This is a genomic window from Streptomyces monashensis (assembly GCF_001866665.1).
In the GTDB taxonomy this organism is placed as follows: Bacteria; Actinomycetota; Actinomycetes; order Streptomycetales; family Streptomycetaceae; genus Streptomyces; species Streptomyces monashensis.
This window is the reverse complement of record NZ_MLYO01000024.1, coordinates 197054-220910: the sequence shown is the minus strand read 5'-3', so window position 1 is coordinate 220910 and position 23857 is coordinate 197054. Positions and strand designations below refer to the sequence as shown.

The following is a 23857-nucleotide window of genomic DNA, read 5'->3' as shown; positions in this document are numbered from 1 at the left end:
GTCGTTCACGGTGCGTGGAAGCCGACCTCCGGCCAGGCCGGGGTGGGTCCGTTCAGGACGGGCTGCGGGATGTGCCGTAGGTGGAGGTCGAAGAAGGCGGCGACGTAGGTGCGGGTGAGCTGGACGGCGCGCTGGGGGGTGAGCGTGGTGCCCGGGGGTTCGGGGACGCCGAGTTCCCGTGCGAGGACGGGGACGTCGGTGAAGCTGCCGTGGTTGGAGCCGGCGACGGTCAGCCAGCGTTTCCAGCCCCTCAGCCGGCCCCAGGCGTCCGTCCAGGTGGGGTCCTCGTCGGTGCCCGTGGGGTGGCCGATCATCATGAACGGGCGGCCGCCCAGACCGTCGTCGGGGACGGGCGTGAACATGGTGCCGTCGAGGTCGATCCCGGCCAGGACGCGTTTGTCGTGGGCCATGGTGGGGACGGCGGAGGCGCCGCCGAGGGAGTGCCCCGCCACGCCGATCCGCCTGCCGTCGATCATGTGGGCGAGGCGCCAGGCCGGGTGGCGGTGGCCGGTCAGCGCGTCGACGACGAAGGAGAGGTCCTTCGCCCGGTTGTTCTCGATGGCGTCGGGCGGGTACGCGTCGGGGTTGTCGCAGACGGTGCAGGTGAGGGTCTGCCCGTCGGGGAACGTGGTGCCGGAGTTCTCGTAGGTGTGGTCGACCAGGGCGACGACGTACCCCCGGCCGGCCAGGTCCTCGGCGAGGCTGGTGAGTTCCGTGCGGGGCATGGTGAAGCCGGGGGACAGCAGGATCAGGGGGTGTCTGCCGTGCAGCGGGATCGCGTCGGTGTGCGACCAGGTGCGGGTCCGGCTGACCGTCTCGGGCGGGACCGTGCTGCCCGGGATCTTCGTCTGGATCATCAGCCGGGCGGCCTCGGTGGTCATGTAGGGCGCGGGGCCTCCGGTGCCGGGCCGGGCGGGGTAGTACATCGACACCATGAGCTGCCGGGGTCCCGCCGAGGGGACCCACGGGTCCGGGCGGTGCGCGTCGACGAGGTGCAGGATGTCCCGGCCGACGGCGTACGGCCCGGTGGGGGCGGGCAGTTCGGCGGGCGCGACGGCGGTGGCGGCGGGTGCGGCGGCGCGATGCGCCGAGGGAGAGGCGGAGGCCGGGGCCGCCGCGAGGACGGGCAGCGGCAGGACGAGGGCTAGCACGACAGCAGCGGCTGTGCGACGGGTTCTGGACATGGTGGTGACCGTAGGCCGGGGACCTCGGCGTGAACGTCCGTACGGAGACGGACTTTGACGTCCCCTCAGAGATGGAGGCGCATCGCGTCGAACCTACGGGAGACGTACGGGACATCCCCTGGGGGCGGAGACCGCTTACCGAGAGGTAAGGTGAGCCTCACCTTAGTAGCTCATCGGGAGTGCGAGTCGTGCGTGCGTTCAGGTTGACGGCCGTCCTGGCCGTGTCCGTCGTCGGGGGTCTGCTGGCCGGCTGCGGCTCGGGCGCCGGGGCCGGGGCCGGGGCCGGGGGCGGTTCCGGGAAGGGGGACGGCAGCGGGCGCAACAGCGTCATCGGAGCCGGTACCGGCCCCTCCGCCGCGCCCAGCGCGCTCGCCCCCGGCATGGGGTCCGACACCGATACCGACGGCGTCTTCCCGCGCACCGTGACGCATGTCGAGGGGCGTACGACGATCGCGTCTGCGCCGCGGCGGATCGCCGTGCTCAGCACCGGACAGCTCGACGACCTGCTCTCCCTCGGAGTCGTCCCGACGGCGGCCACCCGCGCCGACAACGCCGGGCTCGTCCCGGGCTACCTCGCCGACGCCTTCCCGCGGGACAGGGAGAAGCTCGCCGCGATGACCGACGCGGGCACCCGGCAGGCTCCCAACCTGGAGTCCCTGGCCGCCGCCAGACCCGATCTGATCCTGGTCAACGACTCCCTCGGCGACCTCTACCCCAAGCTGTCGAAGATCGCCCCCACCGTCGTCACCGCGGGCAACGGCATCAACTGGAAGCGGGACCTGCTGCTCGTCGGCGACGCCGTCGGCAAGGGCGAGCAGGCCCGGCGGCTCCTCGACGGCGTCGCGCAGGACGCGGCGGACAGCGGCAAGGCGGTCGACGGCTCCACCACCGTGTCCATGCTCCGGTTCACCCCCGGCCGCACCCGGATGTTCGGCGTCTCCTCCTTCACCGGGTCCCTCGCCGTCGACATGGGGCTCGACCGGCCCAAGTCCCAGCGGTTCAAGGCGATTTCACAGGACATCAGCGCCGAGCGGATCGACTCCGCCGACGGCGACTGGATCTTCTACTCCGTGCAGGGCGACCCGGCGAAGACGGACGCGGGCAGCACGCTGGCCGGGCCGCTGTGGACGTCGATGAAGGCCGTCCGGGCCGGGCACGCGGTGCGGGTGGACGACGACCCGTGGTACCTCAACGCCGGTCCCACCGCCGCCCGTCTCGTCGTACGACAGCTCTCCGAGCACCTGCGATAAGTGCGCCCCTCTCTGCTCGGCCGGCTGCTCGCCTGGCCGGCCGCCGCCGCACTGCTGGCCCTCGCCGTCCTGCTCAGCCTCGCCGTCGGCACACGGCCGGTGGCGCCGCACACCGTGCTCGACGCCCTGCTGCACGGCGGGAGTTCGCCGGACGCGCTCGTCGTACGCTCGCTGCGGCTGCCGCGCACCCTGGTCGGGCTCACCGCGGGGGCCGCGCTCGGGCTGGCCGGGGCGGCGCTGCAGGCCGTCACCCGCAACCCGCTCGCCGACCCCGGCGTGCTCGGGCTGAGCCAGGGCGCGGCGGCGGGCGTGGTGTTCGCGCTCGCCTTCGGCGCCGGGTACGGCTTCACGGGGACCGTCTGGTACGCCTTCGCCGGGGCTGTCGTCGCCGCGTGCCTGGTGTACGGCATCGCGTCGCGCGGGCGCGGCGGTGCCACGCCGGTGAAGCTGGCGCTCGCCGGTACGGCGCTGTCGGCCATGGCCGCCGGTGCCACGGCCGTGGTGCTGACGTCGAGTTCGGCGACGCTGGACCAGTTCCGGTTCTGGCAGGTCGGCACGCTCGGCGGACGCGACGCGGGGACCGTCGTACGGATGCTGCCGTTCCTCGTGGCCGGGGGTGTGCTGGTGCTGGCGTGCGCGCGGGGGCTGGACGCGCTGGCCCTCGGCGACGAGACCGCGCGGGGACTGGGGCACCGGGTGCACCTGGTGCGGGCCTCGGCGGCGCTCGGGGCGACGCTGCTCGTCGCCTCGGCGGTGGCCGCGGCGGGGCCGATCGCGTTCGTGGGGCTCGCGGTGCCGCATGCCGTGCGGCGGGTGGTGCGCGGGGCGGGGTACCGGGTGGTGCTGCCGTTGTCCGCGCCGCTGGGGGCGGCGCTGCTGCTGGGCGCGGATGTGGCGGGGCGGGTGGTGCGGGCGCCCGCGGAGGTGCCGGCCGGGGTGATGACGGCGTTGCTGGGGGTACCGGTGCTGGTGGTGCTGGTGCGGCGGAAGGGAGCCGTGACGTGAAAGCCGCCACGCGTACCCGTGGGGCGACGGCGACACTCCGGTTGCGCCGGCACACCGTCGTCCTGCGCCGCAGGTCCGCCCGCACCGCGCTCCTCCTGCTCGTGCTCCTCGCCGGGATCATGGTCGCCTCGGCCTGTGCCGGGCAGACCTTCGTCCCGCCGGCCGAGGTCTGGCGTGCCCTGCGCCACGGCGGCACCCCCTACGACCTGGTCGTCACGGAGCTGCGGGCGCCCCGCATCGTGCTCGGGGCGCTCGTCGGGGCCGCGCTCGGCTGCGCGGGCGCGCTGGTGCAGACGGTGACCCGGAATCCGCTGGCCAGCCCGGATGTGATCGGTGTCGGGCACGGCGCCGCGGCCGCGACCGTGCTCGCGCTCGCCACCGGGGCGGCCGGCTCCCCGAGCGCCCTGCCCGCCGTGTCCGTCGCGGGCGGACTCGCGGCCGCCGCACTCGTCCACGTCCTGGCCTGGCGGCACGGCATGCAGGCGGGCCGGTTCGTGCTCACCGGCGTCGGGATCGGTCTCGCGCTGTCGGCGGTCGTCCAGCTGTATCTCGCGGACGCCCAGCTGGACGCGGCCGAGCAGGTCAAGCTGTGGCTCACCGGCTCCCTGAACGGGCGGGGCCGGCAGCAGGCCGTACCCCTGGCCGTCGTCATGGCCGGGTGCCTGCCCGGGCTGGTGTGGGCCGGATGGGCGGCCCGGCCGCTGGCGCTCGGGGACGAGACGGCGGCCGGGCTCGGGGTGCGCGTGGACCGGACGCGGCTCGGGCTGACCGTGCTCGGTGTCGTCCTCGCCGCCGCGGCGACCGGCGCGGCCGGACCCATCGGGTTCGTCGCGCTCACCGCACCCCAGCTGGCCCGCCGCCTCACCCGCACCCCGCACCTGCCGCTGCTGTGCTCGGCGCTGACGGGCGCGGTGGTGCTGGTCGCCGCCGACCTGGCCGCGCGCACCGTGCTGACGCCGCTGGAGGTGCCGGTCGGCGCGCTGACCGCGCTGGTCGGCGGACCGTACCTGCTGTGGCTGCTGGGCCGCCGCGGCCGGACCGCGACGGCCTGACGGCCGCCCCGCACGCCCGCGGCGGAACCCACCCGCCCGGCCGGGTCAGATCGTGGCCGTGTCGATCACGAAGCGGTAGCGGACGTCGCTCGACAGAACCCGCTCGTAGGCCTCGTTGATCTCCTGCGCGCCGATCAGCTCGATCTCGGCGCCGATGCCGTGCGCCGCGCAGAAGTCCAGCATCTCCTGGGTCTCGGCGATGCCGCCGATGCCGGAACTGCTCAGGCTGCGGCGGTTGCCGAACAGGCTCTGGAGCACGATCTGCACCGGCTCCTCCGGCAGGCCCACGTTGACCATGGTGCCGTCGGTGCGCAGCAGGGACAGGTAGGCGGCGAAGTCCAGCGGGGCCGAGACCGTGTTCAGGATCAGGTCGAACGTGCCGGCCAGTTCCTCGAAGGTCTTCGGGTCGCCGGTGGCGTGGTAATGGTCCGCGCCGAGCCTGAGGCCGTCGTCCTTCTTGCGCAGGGACTGCGACAGGACGGTGACCTCGGCGCCGAGGGCGTGCGCGAGCTTCACGGCGACGTGGCCGAGACCGCCGAGGCCGACGACGGCGACCTTCTTCCCGGGGCCCGCGTTCCAGTGGCGCAGCGGCGAGTAGGTGGTGATGCCGGCGCAGAGCAGCGGGGCGGCCACGTCCAGGGACAGGCCGTCCGGGATGCGGACGACGTAGTTCTCGTCGACGACGATCTTCTGCGCGTAGCCGCCGTAGGTCGGCTGCCCGTCCTTGCCGGTGTCGTTGTAGGTCCAGGTCGGGCCGCCGTTCAGGCAGTACTGCTCCAGGCCCGCCGTGCAGTTGTCGCACGTGCGGCAGGAGTCGACCATGCAGCCGACGCCCACCCGGTCACCGACGGCGAACTTCCGCACACCGGTGCCGACCTCGGTGACGACGCCCGCGATCTCGTGGCCGGGCACCATCGGGAAGGTGCCGGGCCGCCAGCCGTCACGGACCTGGTGGATGTCGGAGTGGCAGATACCGGCGAACTTGATGTCGATCAGGACGTCGAACTCGCCGACCGCGCGCCGCTCGATGGTCGTCCGCTCCAGCGGGGCCTTCGGGGCGGGCGCGGCGTACGCAGCAACAGTGGTCATGCCAGGGATCTCCTCAGGACGGTCGCGCCCGGCTGCCTTCCGCCGAGCACATGTCCACCATGCCGCATCGACCTCGGTTCACCCAGGTCACGGCCTTGCGTACGACTGCTGTGCCTACTACTGGCGGGGTCAGGATGCCGTACGTACGACCAGGAATACTGGGCGTATGGAACACAGCGAGGCACAGCCCGGAGCAGCCACCGCGGGGCACCCCCTGGACCGGCGGGCCGAGCTGAGCGAGTTCCTGCGCAGCCGGCGGGCGCGGCTGAAGCCGGAGGACGTGGGGCTGCCGGACTTCGGCCGGCACCGGCGGGTGCCGGGGCTGCGCCGCGAGGAGCTGGCGCAGCTGGCCGGGGTGTCGGTGGCGTACTACACGCGCCTGGAGCAGGGCAACGGCCGCAACGTCTCGGCGGAGGTGCTGGACGCGATCGCCCGCGCGCTGCGGCTGACGGACGCCGAGCACGCGCACCTCACCCACCTGGCGAAGCCGAAGTCGCACAAGAAGAAACCGGCGGCGCGGCAGCAGCAGGTGCGCCCGGCGCTGCGGCAGCTGCTGGACACGATGGACGGCGTACCGGCGTACATCGTCGGACGGCGCTCGGAGATCCTGGCGTGGAACCGGATGGCGGCGGCGGTCTTCGGCGACTGGGCGGAGCTGGCGCCGGCCGAGCGGAACTGGGCGCGGCTGGTGTTCCTGCGGCCCGACTACCGTGATCTGTTCGTCGACTGGCAGCAGAAGGCGATCGACATCGTGTGCGCGCTGCGCATGGACGCCGGCTGCTACCCGGACGACCCGCGGCTGTCGGCCCTGGTGGGTGAACTGTCCGTCAAGAGCGATGAGTTCCGGAGACTGTGGGCCACCCACGACGTCAAGGAGAAGAGTCACGGCGTCAAGCGGCTGCACCATCCGCTGGCCGGCGACCTGTCCCTGCACTTCGAGTCGTTCCGCCTGGCCGACGACGCGGACCAGTCCCTCATCACCTACCACGCCGAACCGGACTCCCGGTCCGCCGACTCCCTGCGCCTGCTGGCCAGTTGGGGCACGGACGCCAGCCGGGCGGGCTCCGCCGCGTAGCGCGTACGGCGTACGGCCGCCTCGGTCCTCGATCCCGAGGTCGGCCCGCATCGGCGTACCGGTCCCCGACCGGTCGGTAACCGCGGCTCACCTGCCGAAGTACGCGTCCCAGATCGTGATGTCCGACGTGTTGCCCTGCTTGTCGGTGATCACGGACCGGAGGGAGACCGACCGGCCCTCCGCCGGGTTCTTCAGGGTGATCCTGCCGCCCTTGACGGCGACCTTCTGGAAGGTCCTGCCGTCGTAGGAGACGTAGACCGTCAGGGACGTGAGGTTCCGGCCCGCGGCCGGGCCCTCGACGGTGACCGGGAAGGTGACGGTCCGGCCGGCGGCGACGCGGCTGTCCGGGCCGGTCCGGATGCCGTAGTGCGGCACGGAGGCCGGCAGTTCGGTGAACTCGTCGCGTTTCTTCGAGCGGAAGGTCCAGGACGCGTCGATCCGCGAGGAGGCCTGCGCGACCTTCGCCGAGCGCCTGACCGAGGTGGTCAGCCGGTACGCGGCGTCACCGGCCGGCACCGTGAAGGGCTCGCCGAACAGCGCGTCGCGGTTCGAGCCGACCTTGGTGCCGTCGCGGTACAGGGTCGTGCGCACCGAGGTGAAGTCGGAATACCCGGCGTGCCCGCCCGAGTCGGCGAACAGCGGCAGCGAACCGTAGATCTTGTCGCCGTCGCGGAACAGACCGAGCCCGGCACCGACATGCGGGCCGAAGACCGCTGTGTTGACCGTCTCGGTGTAGGGGTGACCGGCCTTGAACGTGAACTCGCCGAGCTCGTAGCCCGCGTCGGCGGCGGTCTCCTGCCCGGTCCCGTCGTTCTGGGCGAACTCCAGCTGCCAGTTCACCCCGCCGATGGCGGACAGGTGCAGGGTCCGGGTGCCGGGCAGCTTCTGCGGGAAGCTGAGCGAGGTGGCACCGTTCGCCCCGGGCAGCCAGCCGACGGCGTTCAGCGTGCCGGTCTTGCCGTCCGCGGCGGCACCGAGCCCGGCCTTGACCGTGGCCAGCTCGCCCGCCGTGAAGTGTTTGGTGTAGCCGGTGGCGAGCTCTGTGACCGGGCCGCCCGTCGTGATGTCGTACTGCTCGCTCGCACCCTTGGTCCAGTGGCCGTCCCACTGCTGGAACAGCGACCCGGCGGGCAGCCGCGGGCCCAGGTGGGCGCTGCGGAAGTTCCGGTACGAGTCCAGGAACATGCCGTAGTCGTACTCGCCGTTCCCGAGGGTGAGGGCGTATCCCGGGTAGGCGAACCGTGAGGTGACGCCCTTGGCCGGGACGGTGATGTCCACCGGCCTGGCCCTGCGCGCGTCGATGGTGACCGTCCGCTTCCCGGACACGGTCAGCCTCGGCTGAGCGATCCAGTCGGTGCCCTTGGCGCCCTCCTTGTCCGCGTAGACGGAGGAGTTGAGGACGTACGTGCCCTTGCGCACGCGCACCGTCACCGTGCCGGACGGGTCGTACGGGCTCAGCTGCGCGCCGGCCGCGAGACCGGCGACACCGTCGAGGCCGGTGTCGTAGTACTTCGCCGGCCTGCCGTCGCGGCCGATGACCTTCAGCGTGACGTCGTACGACTCCGCCTCGCGCGTCACCGCCGCGGCCGTACGCACGCGCTGGCCGGCGCCGGTCGCGGTCACGTAGGCCGCGTAGGCACCGTCGAGGGTGCCGCCCAGCCTGGTGTCGGCCGTGAGGCCGACGGAGGCGGTGCCGTGCGCCGGGACCGTCACCCTGCTCGCGCCGAGCGTGAAGAAGCCCGCCGGTGCCGCCTTCCCCCTGGGGTCGGTGGCGGTGCTGCTCAGGGCGAGGGTGACGGCCTTGTCCCCGAGGTTGCGGTACGTCACCTTCCTGGTGACCGGCTTGTCGTCGGTGTGCGGCCACTGCTGGACACCGAAGCCGACCGAGACCGGGTCGGCGACCACCGACTGCGTGAGGGCCCTGCCGAGTGCGACGCGGCCCGAACCCTGCTGGAACGGCGTGTAGTGGCCGCCGTCTGCGGAGCCGGTCAGCGCGCCCTTCAGCTCGGCGTAGCCCCAGTCGGGGTGCTCCTGCTTCAGGATCGCGGCGGCGCCCGCGACGTGCGGGGTGGCCATCGAGGTGCCGGAGAGCGTCAGGTAGCCCGCCGGCTTCTCGCCGACCTCCTTGTCGAGGGTGCTGCCCCCCGCAGCGGCGGCGGTGACGTCCACGCCCGGTGCGGTGACGTCCGGCTTGATCGCGCCGTCGCCGGTGCGCGGGCCGGTGGAGGAGAAGTCGGCGAGCCGGTCCCTGCCGTCGACGGCGCCGACGGTGAGCGCGGCGTCCGCGCTGCCCGGCGAACCGAGCGAGTTCGGACCGTCGTTGCCCGCCGCGATCGCGAACAGGATGCCCTTGGCCCTGGACAGCTTGTCGACCTCGGACTCAAGGGGGTCGGCGCCGGGGCTGTCGTAGCCGCCGAGGCTGAGGTTGACGACGTCGGCGCCCTGCGCGGCCGCCCACTCCATGCCGGCGAGGACGCCGGAGTCGTCGCCCGAGCCGGTGTCGTCCAGGACCTTGCCGTTGAGGATCCCGGCATCCGGTGCGACACCCTTGTACGTGCCCGCGGACGCGGCGCCGGTGCCCGCCACGACGGAGGCGACGTGCGTGCCGTGCCCGAAGTGGTCGGTGGCGTCGGCGGCCGAGGTGAAGTTCCTGGACGCGATCACCCGGCCCTTGAGGTCCGGGTGGCCGGTGTCCACGCCCGTGTCCAGGACGGCGACCTTCACGCCCTTGCCGGTGTAGCCGGCCCGCCAGGCGGTCGGGGCGCCGGTCTGCGGCACGGACGTGTCGAGGGAGGCCTTGCGGACGCCGTCCAGCCAGACGTGCGCGATGCCGGAGGCCGCTCCGTCGCCGTCGGTGACGGCGCGCCACAGGGCGGCGGTGTCCCGTACCGGGGTCTGCACGGCGTCGGCGTCGAGCGCGGTCAGGGTGCGCCGCAGCCGGCCCGCGTCCCGGACGGCGGCCTTGGCGGCCGTGGCGTCGCCGCGGTAGCCGACGATCACCTTCAGGCCGTCCTTCTGGGCCTTGCGGGTGGCGGCCTTGTTCAGCTCGGTGACGTCGAACAGCCGCTGGTCCAGCGTGCCGGAGGCCACCAGGCGGGCCGCGTCGGCGGGGATCACCAGCAGGTGCCCCGCGGCCTTGCGGACCTGGAAAGGTATGTGCGTACGGCCCTCGGCCCGCTCCAGGCCGATGACCCGGCCCCTGGCGTCGAGGTCGACCCGGTCGCCGGTGATGAGGGTGACGTGGGACCTGGCGGTGAGCGCGGAGCCGGAGGCCGGGGTACCGAAGGCGGCGGCCGGGGGGCCCGCCACCGGCCTCGCCGACGCCGGGCTGGTCAGACCCGCTGCGAGGGCGAGGGCCGCGGCCGCGGCAGCACCGGCCGCGGCAGCGCTTTTCACTTGTCTGCGCACGTTCTCCCCCTGGGGATGGAGTACCGGGCGAATTCCCCGCTCACCCGGCCGGGGGTGGTCGTGTGCACCTGAAGGTCACCCCCCGGATCACGCAGTATGCCGGGGGGTGTTCAAACGCCTCAACAGATGTGAGGACGGTAAGAGAAAGGCCGGGAAACTGTAACCCGGCGGGCGGGTCATCGTTACACGACCGCGAAGTTCCTTATGGGAAAGCCGTGTTGTATCAAGGTCGGAGAGGAGTCAGGCGCCGGCGTTCTCCCTTACCGTGATCTTTCCCTTGCGGATGGTGGCCAGCCGCGGCGCCTTCCTGGCGATGGCGGAGTCGTGGGTGACCATGACGAAGGTCAGCCCGTGCTCCTTCCACAGGCGTTCGAGCACGTCCATGATCTCGTCGCGCATGTCCTCGTCGAGGTTGCCCGTCGGCTCGTCGGCGAGCAGCACCTTGGGCTTCTTCACCAGGGCGCGGGCGATAGCCACGCGCTGCTGCTGCCCGCCGGACATCTCGCCCGGCAGATGTCCGAGGCGCTCGCCGAGGCCGACGGAGTGCAGGGCCTCGGCGGCGAGCTCGCGGCGCTCCTTGGCCTTGATGCCGAGGGGGACGAGGGCGGTCTCCACGTTCTCCTGGGCGGTGAGGGTGGGGATGAGGTTGAAGGACTGGAAGACGAAGCCGATGTTCTCGCTGCGGACCCTGGTCAGCCGGGCCTCGCCGAGCTTGGCCAGGTCGGTGCCGTCCAGGATCACCTCGCCCGAGGTCGGCCGGTCCAGGCCGCCGAGCATCTGCAGGAGGGTGGACTTTCCGCCGCCGGTGGGGCCCTGGATGACGAGCCGGTCCCCCTCGCCGATGGTGAGGTCGACGCCGTCGAGGGCGTGGACGGTGTCCTTGGCCCGGGTGTAGCGCTTGGTCACGTTTCTCAGTTCGTACATGGTCGCTCCTGGGGAGGGTTCGGAATGGCGTACTGACGGACGAGCGGGCCTAGGGGGGTGCCGTCCGGATCACCCCGGCCTCGCGGGCCTACTCCACCCGCCTCAGCGCATCCGCCGGCCGCAGCCGCGAGGCACGCCACCCGCCGAACGCCCCGGCGACGAGGCCACCCGCCACCGCGAGGCCCACCGCGAGGACGATCGTCGTGACGCTGACCGGGGCGGTGAGGGCGACCTCCAGGGTCTTCGCGGCCTGCCGGCCCGGGCCGCCGAAGCCGCCGCCACCACCGCCGAAACCGCCGCCGCCCGTGCCGCCGCCACCGCCCAACTGCGCCTGGAGCGTCGGGCTGACGGCCGTGACGACGTAGGCGCCGGCCAGGCCGAGCGCGATGCCGAGGGCGCCGCCGACCAGTCCGTTGACCACGGCCTCGCCGACCACCTGCCGGGTCACCCGGCCCGACGTCCAGCCCAGCGCCTTCAGCGTGCCGAACTCACGGACGCGGCGGGAGACCGCGGACGAGGTGAGCAGGCCCGCGACCAGGAACGCGGCCACCAGCACCGCGATGGACAGCCACCGGCCGACGCTGGTGGCGAGGGAGGAGGCGGTGGACAGGGAGCCCGAGACGGTCTTCGCCAGGTCGGCGGAGGTGGTGACCGTCGTACCCGAGACGTTCTTCTGGATCGTGCTCTTGACGGAGTCGATCTGCTGGGAGTCGGTCGCCTTGACGTAGATCGTGGTGACCTTGTCCGCGTTGCCGCTCAGGGTCTGGGCCTGCTTGAGCGGGATGTACAGGTCGGCCGCCGCGTCGCCGCTGGCGGCCGTCGCGATGCCGATGACCGAGTACTTCACGTTCTTGATGGTCACCGTGGAGCCGACCTTGAGGCTCTTCTCCTTGGCGTACGAGGCGTCGGCGACGGCGACCTTCGCGTCCGTCTCGGCCGTGGTGAACGTACGGCCGCTGGTGATCTTGGAGGAGGTCAGCGGGCCGAGTTGCGGCCTGGCCACGTCGGTGCCGAAGACCGAGTACTGGTTGACGTCGAAGTTGGCGCCGCCGCCCTTGACCTCGCCCTGTGGCCCGCCGGTCTCGCCGCCCCGGCGGAAGCTGCCGGTGCCGCCCCCGTTCTGCTGGAACTGGCCGCGGGTGAACTGGCCGCTGACCTTGAGCACGCGCAGGCTCAGCCCGCCCACGGCGGACGAGACGCCCTGCTGGTCGCCGACCTTGGTCACGGTGGAGGAGGCCAGAGTGGTGAAGCCCTGCACCATGACGCGGTCGCTGCTCTGCGTCGAGCTGTCGCCGTCGGCCTTGGCGCCGAACTGGAAGCGCGGCCGCTGCGCGTTCCCGGTGTCGACGCTCGCCGCCTTGGTCACCGTCATGTCCGTGCCCAGCCCGTACAGCGACTGGAGGACCTTGTCCTGGGCCCTGCCCATGCCGCTCGACACGGAGTTGACCACGATGACCAGCGCGATGCCCAGCGCGAGTCCGGAGGCGACGACGAGGGCCGCCCTTCTGCGGCGGCGCAGTTCGCGCCTCAGGTAGGTGAAGAACATGGCCGCAAGCTAGGCACGGTCCGTGATGACACCTTAAGGCCGACATAAAAGAAACATGAGAAGGCTGTGTCCGTGTCCGGAAACACCGATGCCGCCCCTGGGGGCGGCATCGGAGACAGCTGCTGCGACGGACGGGTCAGACGGCCGAACCGGCCTTCCACTGCGCCCAGCTCATGTTCCAGCCGTTGAGGCCGTTGTCCGGCTGGACCGTCTTGTCACCGGTGTTCTGGACGACCACGACGTCACCGACCAGCGAGTTGTTGTAGAACCACGCGGCCGGCATGTTCTTGTCGCCCGCGCCCTTGACGTCCTGGAGGCCGACGCAGCCGTGGCTGGTGTTGACGCTGCCGAAGACGGACGGGCCGCCCCAGTAGTTGCCGTGGATGAAGGTGCCGGAGCTGGTCAGGCGCATGGCGTGGGGCACGTCCTTGATGTCGTACTCGCCCTTGCCGTCGGAGTCGGTGAAGCCGACCGTCGCGCCGTTCATCCGGGTCTGGGTGAACTTCTCCGAGATCACCATCTGGCCCTCGTACGTGGTGTGCTCGGGCGAACCGGCGGAGATCGGGATGGTCTTGACGACCTTGCCGTCCTGCGTGACCTTCATCTGCTTGGTCTTCGCGTCGACGTAGGAGACCTGGTTGCGGCCGATGTGGAAGGTGACCGTCTTCTGCTGGACGCCGTAGACGCCACTGGCGCCCTGGACACCGTCGAGCGCCAGCTTGAGGGTGACGGTGGAGCCCTCCTTCCAGTACTGCTCGGGCCGGAAGTCCAGGCGGTTGGCGCCGAACCAGTGGCCGACGACCTCCTGGCCGCTGCTGGAGGTGACCGTGATGCCCTTCTGGACGGCCGCCTTGTTGGTGATCGCCTTGTCGAAGTTGATCGACACGGGCATGCCGACACCCACGGTGGAATCGGCGTCCGGGGTGTAGGTGCCTATGAAGCTGTTGGACGGGGAGACCGTGGTGAAGGACGCGTTCTCGTGCGCCACGCGGCCCTCGGAGTCCGTGGCCTCGGCGGCGACCTTGTAGGTGGTGGAGCGGTCCAGCTGGGCGGTCGGCTTCCAGCTGTGCTTGTCGGCGGAGAGCTGCCCGGTGACGGCCTTGCCGTCCTGGGTGGTCATCTGCACGCCCGTGAGGGTGCCCTTGGTGACCGTGACGGCGGCGGAGTTGTTGATGGAGGCGTTGTTGGAGCCGTCCTTCGGCGTGATCGTGATCTGCGCCTCGGACGACTTCTTCGCAGCGGCCGCGTCGGCCTTGGCCTGTGAGCTGTCGCCGCCGCCGGCGGAGGCCTTGCCGCCGCCGGAACACGCCGAGAGCATCAGCACACTGCCGAGCAGAGCGGACGCGGCCATCAGGCTCCGGCGCCGCTTACTGTCCGTCATCACAAGCTTCTCCATCGTTGCCGAGTCGCGAATCCCCGAGAGTCCCCGTAAGACCTTTAACCTTCAACGCTACGGCCGCGTCGTCCCGTTCCGGATCCAGTGGATCTGTGGGGCACACCACGTCCGCGACGGTGCGGCGGGTGCGGGAGGCGGCTCGTGCGCTGTCTGAGACGACGAAACCCCGGACGGCGGTTGCCGTCCGGGGCCAACACTGCCCCCGGGACGCTCAGACCATGCCGTCCACTTCCTCGTCGTCGTCCTCCACATCATCCTCGTCCAGATCCCAGTCGGGCGAATCCGGGTCGTAGGCGATCCGCTCGCTGGACCAGGACGCCTGCTGGAGCTCCACCCCGGGCACCTCGCTGACCAGGTCGAACGGATCGACGAGATAGGCGAGGGCCTCCGCGGTGTCTTCCGTCACAGCGCCCTCCGCGTGGGCCCGCTCGGCCGCCGGCAGCTCCGGATCCCGCGCGAGCCGGTCCAGCGCGGCCTTGGCGATCTCGTCCTCGCCGTGCACTTCGAGGACCAACTCCACCCGAAGCCGCACAAAACGTGATGTCTCTTCGTCGCTCATGGCGCGAGCGTACGACTGAAACCTCTCGTGACTTTCCTGTGACCCGCGCCTTTCACTAACATCGGCTCACACGGCCAATTCGCCAGCGTCACAAGGGGGATCGATATTCCGTGTCATCCGCTCGCCGCCCGCTGCTGACCGCCACCGCCGCGGGCACTCTGCTCTGCGCGCTGTGGTTCGTCCCGTCCGCGAACGCCTCGCAGGACTCCCCGGCGGAGACCAGGGCCAGAGCGGCCGTGTCCGAGTACTCGTCGTACTCCTCGAAGGAGGTCACCCAGCAGGCCCGCGCGGTCTCGCGGGCGACCTCGGCGACCGCGCAGGACGCCGCCGACGCCGCCGAACTCGCCGACACCGGAAGCCCCGACACGACGCCGTACGTCGTCGGCGGCAGCCTCTTCCTCGCCGTGGGCGCCGGATTCGTGGCCTATTCGGTGCGCCGCGAACGACTGGGCTTTTGAACTCCCTTGGCGGTTTCTTGGCAGTGAACTCGGCCGCGAAGGCGCTCAGCGCCACCGAGTTGAAGAAGCTGGTCGTCGCCGAGGGCGAGGTGCCGGGGTACACGGTGGAGCCGGTCCCGGCCTCCCGGGCCAGGCCGATCACGACCTCCAGCGCCCGGTGCCGGCCGCTGGCCCGCGTGCTGAGCGGGCTTCCGCCCCTCGACGCGGCGACGAAGACCGACCGTGACGAAAGGGCCCCCGCACCGGCGGGGGCCCTTTCTCTGCCGGTCCTCAGCGCAGCGGGCCGGTGACCGACTCGACCGCGGTGACCAGGTGGCCGCCGCGCACGAAGGCGTCGGCCGCGGCCAGGTCGGGCGCGAGGAACCGGTCCGGGCCCGGGCCCCGCACCCCGGCGCCGCGCGCGGCCTCGATGGCGGCCTGCGAGGCGGGGGCCGGGGTCAGACCCTCGCGCAGCTCTATGGCGCGGGTGGCCGCGTACAGTTCGACCGCGATGACCCGGGTGAGATTGTCGACGGCGGTGCGCAGCTTGCGCGCGGCCGACCAGCCCATGGACACGTGGTCCTCCTGCATCGCGGAGGAGGGGATGGAGTCCGCGGACGCGGGTACGGCGAGCCGCTTCAGCTCGCTGACGAGCGCGGCCTGCGTGTACTGGGCGATCATGAGCCCGGAGTCGACACCGGCGTCGTCCGCGAGGAACGGCGGCAGCCCGTGGCTGCGGTTCTTGTCGAGCAGCCGGTCGGTGCGGCGCTCGGCGATGGAGCCGAGGTCGGCGGCGGCGATGGCGAGGAAGTCCAGGACGTAGGCGACGGGCGCGCCGTGGAAGTTGCCGTTGGACTCGACCCGTCCGTCGGGCAGCACCACGGGGTTGTCGACCGCGGAGGCGAGTTCGCGCTCGGCGACGAGCCGGGCGTGCGCCATGGTGTCCCGGCCGGCGCCGGCGACCTGCGGGGCGCAGCGCACCGAGTAGGCGTCCTGGACGCGCGGGGCGTCGTCCTGGTGGTGCCCGGTGAGCTGGGAACCCCTGAGCACGGCCAGCATGTTGGCGGCGGAGGCGCCCTGGCCCGGGTGGGGCCGGATGGCGTGCAGTTCGGGCGCGAGCACCTTGTCGGTGCCGAGCAGGGCTTCCAGGGTGAGGGCGGCGGTGACGTCGGCGGACTTGTAGAGGGTGTCGAGGTCGGCGAGGGCCATGACCAGCATGCCGAGCATGCCGTCGGTGCCGTTGAGGAGCGCCAGGCCCTCCTTCTCGCGCAGCTCGACCGGCGTGATCCCGTGCGCGGCGAGCAGCTCGCCGGCGGGCCGCACCTGACCGTCGGGCCCTTCGGCGTCGCCCTCGCCCATGAGCGTGAGGGCGCAGTGGGACAGCGGGGCCAGGTCGCCGGAGCAGCCGAGGGAGCCGTACTCGTGGACGACCGGCGTGATCCCGGCGTTCAGGACGTCGGCCATGGTCTGCGCGACCTCGGGCCGCACACCGGTGCGCCCGGAGCAGACGGTCTTGAGCCGCAGGAACATCAGGGCCCGTACGACCTCGCGCTCGACGCGCGGCCCCATGCCGGCGGCGTGCGAGCGGACGATGTTGCGCTGCAGCTGGGCGCGGAGTTCCGGGCTGATGTGCCGGGTCGCCAGGGCTCCGAAGCCGGTGGAGACGCCGTAGACCGGCTCCGGCTTGGCCGCCAGCGCGTCCACGATCTCCCGGGCCGCGGCCAGGGCCGCCACCGCCTCCGCCGACAGCTCGACGCGGGCGCCGCCGCGCGCCACGGCGAGAACGTCGGACGCCGTGACACCGGACGTCCCCACCACCACAGTGTGCATATCCATATTCAGGAGCGTACGCACTGAATGCAGTGATGTCACTAGGGTGGATGTCACGAGTGGGGATCGCGAGCGCCCCTTACCGAACCGTACGCCTCCCGCCTCACGGCCGGCGCCCGCGGAACCGCCGCCGCTCGGCGGGCGCGAGATGCGGCGGCTCGTCCGCCAGCCGTACGACCGGATCCTCGGGCCCCTCCCGCCCCGCCACCACCGGCCGGTCGGCGCGCAGGGCCTTCGCCCGGTACTGGGCGGCGTCGGCGAGCCGGAACAGCCGCCGGGCGTCGCCCACCTCCCCGATGGCGTCCGCGGTCGAGGCGACCCCGCACGCCACCCCCTCCCCCGGCTCCAACTCCCCCGCCCTGCGGCACAGTTCGCCGGCGGCCTCGACGACGTCGTCGACGGGCGGCCCGACGGCCAGCAGACAGAACTCGTCGCCGCCGAGCCGCGCGGCCAGCGCGCCCGGCACCATCGCCCCGCACAGCGACAGCACCGAGCCGAAGCGCTCCAGCAGCCGGTCGCCGACGGCGTGTCCGAGGGTGTCGTTGACGTGCTTGAGCCCGTTGAGATCACAGACCACCAGGCTGACGACCACACCCTCGGCGCGGTGCCGTTCGACGGCCTCCTCCAAGTGCACGTCCACGGCACGGCGGTTGGCGAGCCCGGTGAGGGCGTCGGTGAACGCGAGCCTGCGGGCCTCCTCCAGCCGCTCGCTCTGCGCGAGCCCGGCGGCCACGACGGCGGCCAGGACGGTCGCGAACCCGGCGTCGTCGGGGCCGAACACAGGGGCCCGCACCCCGCGGGCGACGTACAACTCGCCCCAGGCCCGCCCGTGCAGCACGACGGGGGCGACGACGCAGCAGCCGCGCCCCCGCCGGCGCAGGGCGGCGACACGGTGATGGAAGTAGCCCGGCGTGCCCGCGGCCGTCCCCTCGGCGGTCTCCACCCAGGCGTTGGCCCCGCCCCCGCCCGCCCACCGCTCGTGCAGGAACTCGGTGATCTCCGGGAACTGGTGCACCGGGTAGGTCTCGGCCTCGGGGAACTCCTCCTCGTCCGGCCGCCGGTCCCCCACGTTCACCAGGACTCTGAGCCGCCCCATCCCCCGCTCCCACACGGACAGCGCGGCGAAACCGCCGTCCAGCGCCCGGCACGCCCCGAGCGCGGCGGCCTGCCACGACTCCGGTGGGGTGCGCGCCGCCGCCATGCCCTGCGCCAGCGCGACGACGGCCGCGAGCCGCTTGTCCTCACCCATTACTCCAGGTTAGGGAGAATTTGGGGCAATAGGGACTTCGGTCCGCCCTGTGAAGCGCCGCTTCACTCCCCGGGCCACTCCGGCTTGCGCTTCTCGTTGAAGGCCGCCACGCCCTCCGCCCGGTCCCCGGAGAACGCCACCGAGCGCCACGCCGCGTCCTCCACCTCCAGCCCGGCCCGCAGATCGAGCCCGTGCCCCAGCCGCAGCGCCCGCTTGGCGGCCCGCAGCCCGACCGGAGAGTTCCCGGCGATCCGCTCCCCCAGCGCCAGCGCCTCCTCCCGGTCCCGCCCCTCGTCCACCAGCTGGTCCACCAGCCCCAGCTCGGCCGCCTCCGCCGCCGCCACCCGCCGCGCCGAGAAGACCAGCTCGGCCGCGCGCGCCGCCCCGACCCGCCGCGGCAGCAACTGCGTACCGCCCCCGCCCGGAATGACCCCCACGGACACCTCGGGCAACCCCACCACCGCCGTACGGTCGGCCACGATCAGGTCGCAGGACAGGGCCAGTTCGAAACCGCCGCCCAGCGCGAACCCGTGCACCGCCGCCACCGTCGGCATGGGCAGCTCCAGCACCCCGGTGTACGCCCCGCGCGTCACCGGCCGCTGGCGCAGCAGATCCGCGTCGCTGAACGAGTTCCGCTCCTTCAGGTCCGCCCCGACGCAGAACGCCCGCTCGTGCGACGAGGTCAGCACCACCACACGCGCGTCCCGGTCGGCGGCCAGCGCCGTACACGCGCTCACGAGCGACCGGGCCATCTCCGTGGAGACGGCGTTCATGGCCTTGGGCCGGTCGAGCACCAGCTCCGCGACCCGCCCGTGCCGCCGCACCAGCACGAACTCCCCGAACCGCTCCTCGCTCATGACACCCTCCGGCTCACGTGTTAACGCGGGTTAACTCCCTGTCGGCCCGATCATCGCAGCCGCACCGGCCCCGGAAAACCCCAGGGGGCTACGCCCGTTCGAGTGACATCCCGCCCGACTCCCCGCACATCGCCCACAGGACCGCATAGCGTGCGTCCGCCACGGCGCACCCGGGGCGCACGGCGGGGAGGGGAGCCATGACACCGATACGTGCCCAGTTCCGTACGGCCGTCTCCACCACGGAAGCGGCACCGGACGAGGCCACCTCGCCCAGCGGCGTACGACGCGGCCGGCACCGCAAGCCGCGCCCCCGCAGGCTGCTCCTCGCGGCAGGCGGCCTGGCCCTGGCCGCCGGCGCGCTGAGTCTGGTCCGCGTGGCCTCCGACCCGGGGACGGACTCCCCGGCCACGGCGGAGGCCGACCCCCGCGCCACCGCCACGACCGAGCACGCGGCGAACACGGCCGCCACGGTCACCGGCTCCCCCACCGCACCGCCCTCGGCGACCGCCGTCATGGGCGGCAGAAACCCGGCCCCGACACGCCCCCGGCCGCCCGCGGCCCGGCCGGCCTCACCGACGGTCGCCGCGCCACGCCCCACCCCGTCGACCACCCCACCGCCCACAGCACCCCCGACACCCGCGCCCCCGGCGCCCACCACCACACACCCCACCCCCACCACTCCCGCTCCCGCCCCCAGCCGGAGCCGCAAGGACCCGGGCCCGGGCGGACTGTGCGTACCGGTGATAGGCCTCTGTGTCGACACCCCGGGAGGGGCGGACGGGCCCTAGGTGGCCGTGTCGCGTCGGGCCAGCAGCCACGGCTCGACCACACCGAGCCCGCGGACCGGCCGCTGCCACATCGGCTGGAGCCCGAAGCGGTACGCCGGCGGCTCCTCGCCCTCCTTCTCGGCGGCCGCCGCGGCCTCGGCCGCCTCCGCCTCCGAGGCGGGCGCCTCGCCGGTGCGGATCAGCTCCTCGGCGAAGGCGCTGTCCACCAGCACGGCGTCACGCGGCGCTATCGAGGTCAGCCGGGAGGCCAGGTTCACGGTCGTACCGAACACATCACCCATCCGGGTGGTGACCGTGCCGAACGCCATCCCGACGCGCAGCTCCGGCATCGTCTCGTCGTGGGCCATCGTCTCGACCAACCGCAGCGCGATGTCCGCTGCCGTACCTGCGTCGTCGGCCGCGTACAGCACTTCGTCACCGAGGGTCTTGATCAGCCGCCCGCCCCGTGCGGCCACCAGGTCGGCGGCGGTGGTCTCGAACGCCTCGACCAGCTCCCCCAGCTCCTCCTCCTCCATCCGCCGGGTCAGCCGTGTGAACCCCACGAGGTCGGCGAACCCCACGGCGAGGCGCCGGTCGACCATCTCCTCGTCGTCGGCGGTCTGCACCACCCGCCCGGCCGACGCGGCGAGCTGCCGCCGCCACACGTAGACCAGGAACTCCTCCAGCTCGGGCAGGAGCAGCTCGACGATCGGGTACGTCACCTCGGTGCGGGTCATCCCCGGCTCCGGAGGCTCGGTCAGACCCTCCAGGAAGGAATCCATCTGCCATTCGGCCAGTCGGGCCGTGGTCTGCCCCGTGGACCGCGCCACCTGGACGGCCATGGCCTCACTGAGCAGCCCCGCCTCCACGAGACCGGCGAGGCGCCGCAGGGCCAGTACATCGGCCTCGGTGAGCGCCTTGGCCTGCCCGATGTCCGCGAACCCCATGGCCCGCCAGAACCGCGACGCCAGCTCCATGGAGACACCGGCGCTACGGGCCGCCTGGAAGGGGGTGTAGCGGCGCTCCGCACCCAGGATGAGGTGTTCGAGACGCAGCGCGAGCGGGTCCTCGCCGGAGTCGGCGGCCTGCGGATCCGCTCCGGAGCCCGTGTCGTCGACGGTCACGCCTGCTGCCCTTCCGATCTGTCACGGTCAGATATCGACCGGCCTCAACTCTACGGCAGGTGTGCGCCAGCTCACTCCGTCGGGTTTGGCGCGGGCTACGCGCTCGGCACCGGGTGCGGGTCCCCTGCTCCGGTGGCCGCACCGGACAGGGGCAGGGCCCGCAGCACCGTTGCGCCCCGCGGGCCGCCGCCGGCCGATCGCGCGGTTCCCGGCGCCCCTCGACCCCGGGCGAGCCGCACCCTCACGCAGGCCGCAGATGCACGATGTCCCCCGCCCCCACGGGCTCCTGCACCCCCTGTGCCGTGGCGATGACCAACCGTCCGTCCCCGTCCACCGCGACGGCCTCCCCCACCACCGCCCGGTCCCCCGGCAGCAGCGCCCGCACGCTGCGCCCCAGCGTCGCGCACCCGGCGGCGTACACCTCCTGGAGCCCGCAGGCGGCCGGATCCCCGCCGGCCGCGCGCCACCGCCCGTACCACTCCTCCAACGCCCGCAGCACGGCCCGCAGCAGCGGATCCCGGTCCGTCCCCACCGCCCCGGCCAGCGCCAGCGATCCCGCCTGCGGCACCGGCAGTTCCTCCGCCCGCAGCGAGACGTTGACGCCGACGCCGATGACGACACCGTCCTCGCCCGCCCGCTCCGCGAGGATGCCACCGGCCTTGCGCTCCTCACCGTCGACCGTGACCAGCAGGTCGTTCGGCCACTTCAGCGCCGTGTCGACACCCGCCGTCCGGGACAGCCCGGTCGCCACGGCGACCCCGGTGAGCAACGGCAGCCACCCCCACCGGTCCACCGGCACCTCGGCGGGCCGCAGCAGGACCGAGAAGAACAGCCCCGACCGCGGCGGCGCCGTCCACCGCCGGTCCAGCCGGCCCCGCGCCGCGGTCTGCTCCTCCGCCACCAGCACCACCCCCTCCGCCACGTCCCCCGCGGCGGCCCGCGCCACGAGGTCGTTGTTGGTGGACCCGGTGCGCTGGACCACCTCCACCTCGGACCACAGGCCCCCGTCCCGCACCAGGGAGCGCCGCAGCGCACCGGCGTTGAGCGGGGGACGGTCCAGGTCGGACCAGCGGCTGCCGTTGTCGTCTGCTGCATCTCGGGGCGTCATGCAAGCCACCCTAGGTGTGGGAAACACCGCACTGCTGATCGGTAGGCACGCCACTACGCTACGGATGAGTAATCGTCCCCCCTTTTGAGCAGGCAGGGAGCCGCGATCCCGATGTCCGAGCCGGCAGAGCGCACAGAGATCGACATCCATACGACCGCGGGCAAGCTCGCGGATCTCGAGCGCCGTATTCACGAGGCGACGCACGCCGGCTCGGCACGTGCGGTCGAAAAGCAGCACTCCAAGGGCAAGCTGACGGCCCGTGAGCGGATCGCCCTCCTCCTCGACGAGGACTCCTTCGTCGAACTGGACGAGTTCGCCCGCCACCGCTCCACCAACTTCGGCCTGGAGCAGAACCGCCCGTACGGCGACGGCGTGGTCACCGGCTACGGCACCGTCGACGGCCGCCCGGTCGCCGTCTTCTCCCAGGACTTCACGGTCTTCGGCGGCGCCCTCGGCGAGGTCTACGGCCAGAAGATCGTCAAGGTCATGGACTTCGCGCTGAAGACCGGTTGCCCGGTCATCGGCATCAACGACTCCGGCGGCGCCCGCATCCAGGAAGGCGTCGCCTCCCTCGGCGCGTACGGCGAGATCTTCCGCCGCAACACCCATGCCTCCGGTGTGATCCCGCAGATCAGCCTGGTCGTGGGCCCGTGCGCCGGCGGCGCGGTCTACTCCCCGGCGATCACGGACTTCACGGTCATGGTCGACCAGACGTCCCACATGTTCATCACCGGCCCGGACGTCATCAAGACGGTCACCGGAGAGGACGTCGGCTTCGAGGAACTGGGCGGCGCCCGCACGCACAACGCCACCTCCGGCGTGGCCCACCACATGGCGGGCGACGAGAAGGACGCGATCGAGTACGTCAAGCAGCTGCTGTCGTACCTGCCGTCCAACAACCTCTCCGAGCCGCCGGTCTTCCCGGAGGAGGCGGACCTCGCCGTCAACGACGAGGACCGTGAACTCGACACGCTCGTCCCGGACAGCGCGAACCAGCCGTACGACATCCGCACGGTGGTCGAACACGTCCTGGACGACGCCGAGTTCTTCGAGACCCAGGCCCTGTTCGCGCCGAACATGGTCACCGGCTTCGGCCGGGTCGAGGGCCACCCGGTCGGAGTCGTCGCCAACCAGCCGATGCAGTTCGCCGGCTGCCTGGACATCGACGCGTCCGAGAAGGCCGCCCGCTTCGTGCGCACCTGCGACGCCTTCAACATCCCGGTGCTGACCTTCGTGGACGTCCCCGGCTTCCTGCCCGGCGTCGGCCAGGAGCACGAGGGCATCATCCGCCGCGGCGCCAAGCTGATCTACGCCTACGCGGAAGCCACCGTCCCCCTCATCACGGTCATCACCCGCAAGGCCTTCGGCGGCGCCTACGACGTCATGGGCTCCAAGCACCTCGGCGCCGACCTCAACCTGGCCTGGCCGACCGCCCAGATCGCCGTCATGGGCGCCCAGGGCGCGGTCAACATCCTGCACCGCAGGACCATCGCCGAGGCGGAGGCGAACGGCGAGGATCTCGAAGCCGTCCGCGCCCGCCTGATCCAGGAGTACGAGGACACCCTCCTCAACCCCTACGTGGCGGCCGAGCGCGGCTACATCGACGCGGTGATCAGGCCGTCCGACACCCGCGCCCACATCGTCCGCGGCCTGCGTCAGCTGCGTACGAAGCGGGAATCCCTGCCCCCGAAGAAGCACGGCAACATCCCCCTCTAGGCCCCCTGGTCCCCTCAAGTCCCCGCCAAGCCGTGCTGTCCCTGGGAGCGGTCATGAACATCAAGGTCGTACGAGGAAACCCGACCCCGGAGGAGCTGGCCGCCGCCCTGGCGGTGGTCCGCGCCCGCGCCGCGGTGGCAGCGACAACGCCGCCCGGCGCGAGCGGCCCGAGGGACGCGTGGTCCGACCCGGGCCGGATCGCGGCCCGGCACGTCCCGAATCCGGGCCCGGCGAGCTGGACGCGCACGTACTGGCCGGCCTGACGCGTCGGTGGACGACAC

21 protein-coding genes are annotated in these 23857 nt (G+C 72.5%); 9 read left to right on the top strand and 12 right to left on the bottom strand.

Annotation, left to right across the window (positions count from 1 at the left end):
• Positions 1-5: 5 nt before the first annotated feature.
• The gene (locus BIV23_RS14700) at positions 6-1184 is read right to left on the bottom strand and encodes an alpha/beta hydrolase family protein (protein WP_071381260.1); all 1179 of its coding nucleotides are present in this window, start codon (positions 1182-1184) and stop codon (positions 6-8) included.
• Positions 1185-1372: 188 nt separating this feature from the next.
• Between BIV23_RS14700 and BIV23_RS14695 the strand changes: the two genes are divergently transcribed.
• The 3 genes from BIV23_RS14695 to BIV23_RS14685 are packed head-to-tail and all read left to right on the top strand — an operon-like array spanning position 1373 to position 4491.
• Positions 1373-2434: an ABC transporter substrate-binding protein gene (locus BIV23_RS14695; protein WP_071381259.1), complete on the top strand. Its 1062-nt coding sequence runs from the start codon at positions 1373-1375 to the stop codon at positions 2432-2434.
• Positions 2435-3439: a FecCD family ABC transporter permease gene (locus BIV23_RS14690; RefSeq protein WP_071381258.1), complete on the top strand. Its 1005-nt coding sequence runs from the start codon at positions 2435-2437 to the stop codon at positions 3437-3439. It begins immediately after the preceding gene.
• Complete coding sequence (locus BIV23_RS14685; protein ID WP_071381257.1) at positions 3436-4491, top strand: FecCD family ABC transporter permease; 1056 nt, start codon at positions 3436-3438, stop codon at positions 4489-4491. The genes BIV23_RS14690 and BIV23_RS14685 overlap by 4 nt, the downstream gene beginning before the upstream one ends.
• Positions 4492-4536: 45 nt before the next feature.
• Here the strand turns inward: BIV23_RS14685 and BIV23_RS14680 are convergent, their stop codons facing one another.
• Positions 4537-5580, bottom strand: coding sequence for an NAD(P)-dependent alcohol dehydrogenase (locus tag BIV23_RS14680; protein WP_071381256.1), 1044 nt, complete (start codon positions 5578-5580; stop codon positions 4537-4539).
• 166 nt (positions 5581-5746) lie between these two features.
• On the opposite strand from BIV23_RS14680, the gene BIV23_RS14675 reads away from it, so the two are divergent.
• Entirely contained in the window at positions 5747-6655 is a 909-nt protein-coding gene (locus tag BIV23_RS14675; protein ID WP_071381255.1) for a helix-turn-helix domain-containing protein, read from the top strand.
• A gap of 87 nt (positions 6656-6742) precedes the next feature.
• Here the strand turns inward: BIV23_RS14675 and BIV23_RS14670 are convergent, their stop codons facing one another.
• The 5 genes from BIV23_RS14670 to BIV23_RS14650 all read right to left on the bottom strand — a co-directional run bounded on the left by BIV23_RS14670 (position 6743) and on the right by BIV23_RS14650 (position 14488).
• A complete protein-coding gene (locus BIV23_RS14670; RefSeq protein WP_079173152.1) occupies positions 6743-10051 on the bottom strand; it encodes a S8 family peptidase in 3309 nt (1102 codons plus the stop codon).
• A gap of 252 nt (positions 10052-10303) precedes the next feature.
• Positions 10304-10987: an ABC transporter ATP-binding protein gene (locus BIV23_RS14665; protein ID WP_071381254.1), complete on the bottom strand. Its 684-nt coding sequence runs from the start codon at positions 10985-10987 to the stop codon at positions 10304-10306.
• 88 nt (positions 10988-11075) lie between these two features.
• The gene (locus BIV23_RS14660; RefSeq protein WP_071381253.1) at positions 11076-12533 is read right to left on the bottom strand and encodes an ABC transporter permease; all 1458 of its coding nucleotides are present in this window, start codon (positions 12531-12533) and stop codon (positions 11076-11078) included.
• Between the two features lie 136 nt (positions 12534-12669).
• Positions 12670-13914, bottom strand: coding sequence for a L,D-transpeptidase (locus tag BIV23_RS14655; protein WP_177239895.1), 1245 nt, complete (start codon positions 13912-13914; stop codon positions 12670-12672).
• A gap of 226 nt (positions 13915-14140) precedes the next feature.
• Positions 14141-14488, bottom strand: a complete 348-nt coding sequence (locus tag BIV23_RS14650) for a hypothetical protein (protein ID WP_177239894.1) — start codon at positions 14486-14488, stop codon at positions 14141-14143.
• A gap of 110 nt (positions 14489-14598) precedes the next feature.
• On the opposite strand from BIV23_RS14650, the gene BIV23_RS14645 reads away from it, so the two are divergent.
• Positions 14599-14946, top strand: coding sequence for an LAETG motif-containing sortase-dependent surface protein (locus tag BIV23_RS14645; RefSeq protein WP_071381251.1), 348 nt, complete (start codon positions 14599-14601; stop codon positions 14944-14946).
• Positions 14947-14963: 17 nt separating this feature from the next.
• Entirely contained in the window at positions 14964-15236 is a 273-nt protein-coding gene (locus BIV23_RS14640; protein WP_143079082.1) for a hypothetical protein, read from the top strand.
• On the opposite strand, the gene hutH is transcribed toward BIV23_RS14640, so the two are convergent.
• The 3 genes from hutH to BIV23_RS14625 all read right to left on the bottom strand — a co-directional run bounded on the left by hutH (position 15217) and on the right by BIV23_RS14625 (position 18861).
• Positions 15217-16755 (bottom strand): histidine ammonia-lyase, encoded by a 1539-nt coding sequence (gene hutH, locus BIV23_RS14635; protein WP_071381249.1) that lies wholly within the window; start codon positions 16753-16755, stop codon positions 15217-15219. The genes BIV23_RS14640 and hutH overlap by 20 nt on opposite strands.
• Before the next feature lie 103 nt (positions 16756-16858).
• Positions 16859-18004 carry a GGDEF domain-containing protein gene (locus tag BIV23_RS14630; RefSeq protein WP_071381248.1) on the bottom strand — a complete coding sequence of 382 codons (1146 nt, stop codon included), beginning with the start codon at positions 18002-18004 and terminating at the stop codon, positions 16859-16861.
• Positions 18005-18066: 62 nt separating this feature from the next.
• Positions 18067-18861 carry an enoyl-CoA hydratase/isomerase family protein gene (locus BIV23_RS14625; protein WP_071381247.1) on the bottom strand — a complete coding sequence of 265 codons (795 nt, stop codon included), beginning with the start codon at positions 18859-18861 and terminating at the stop codon, positions 18067-18069.
• A 197-nt stretch (positions 18862-19058) separates the two neighbouring features.
• Here BIV23_RS14625 and BIV23_RS46210 point away from each other — a divergent pair, with 197 nt between their 5' ends.
• Positions 19059-19649, top strand: a complete 591-nt coding sequence (locus tag BIV23_RS46210; RefSeq protein ID WP_245790521.1) for a hypothetical protein — start codon at positions 19059-19061, stop codon at positions 19647-19649.
• Here BIV23_RS46210 and BIV23_RS14615 read toward each other — a convergent pair.
• Both BIV23_RS14615 and BIV23_RS14610 read right to left on the bottom strand, forming a co-directional pair.
• The gene (locus BIV23_RS14615) at positions 19646-20752 is read right to left on the bottom strand and encodes an adenylate/guanylate cyclase domain-containing protein (RefSeq protein ID WP_071381245.1); all 1107 of its coding nucleotides are present in this window, start codon (positions 20750-20752) and stop codon (positions 19646-19648) included. The genes BIV23_RS46210 and BIV23_RS14615 overlap by 4 nt on opposite strands.
• A 241-nt stretch (positions 20753-20993) precedes the next feature.
• Complete coding sequence (locus BIV23_RS14610; protein ID WP_071381244.1) at positions 20994-21860, bottom strand: biotin--[acetyl-CoA-carboxylase] ligase; 867 nt, start codon at positions 21858-21860, stop codon at positions 20994-20996.
• Between the two features lie 111 nt (positions 21861-21971).
• On the opposite strand from BIV23_RS14610, the gene BIV23_RS14605 reads away from it, so the two are divergent.
• Both BIV23_RS14605 and BIV23_RS14600 read left to right on the top strand, forming a co-directional pair.
• Positions 21972-23576 carry an acyl-CoA carboxylase subunit beta gene (locus BIV23_RS14605; RefSeq protein WP_071381243.1) on the top strand — a complete coding sequence of 535 codons (1605 nt, stop codon included), beginning with the start codon at positions 21972-21974 and terminating at the stop codon, positions 23574-23576.
• Positions 23577-23629: 53 nt separating this feature from the next.
• A complete protein-coding gene (locus BIV23_RS14600) occupies positions 23630-23839 on the top strand; it encodes an acyl-CoA carboxylase epsilon subunit (RefSeq protein WP_071381242.1) in 210 nt (69 codons plus the stop codon).
• Positions 23840-23857: the final 18 nt, after the last annotated feature.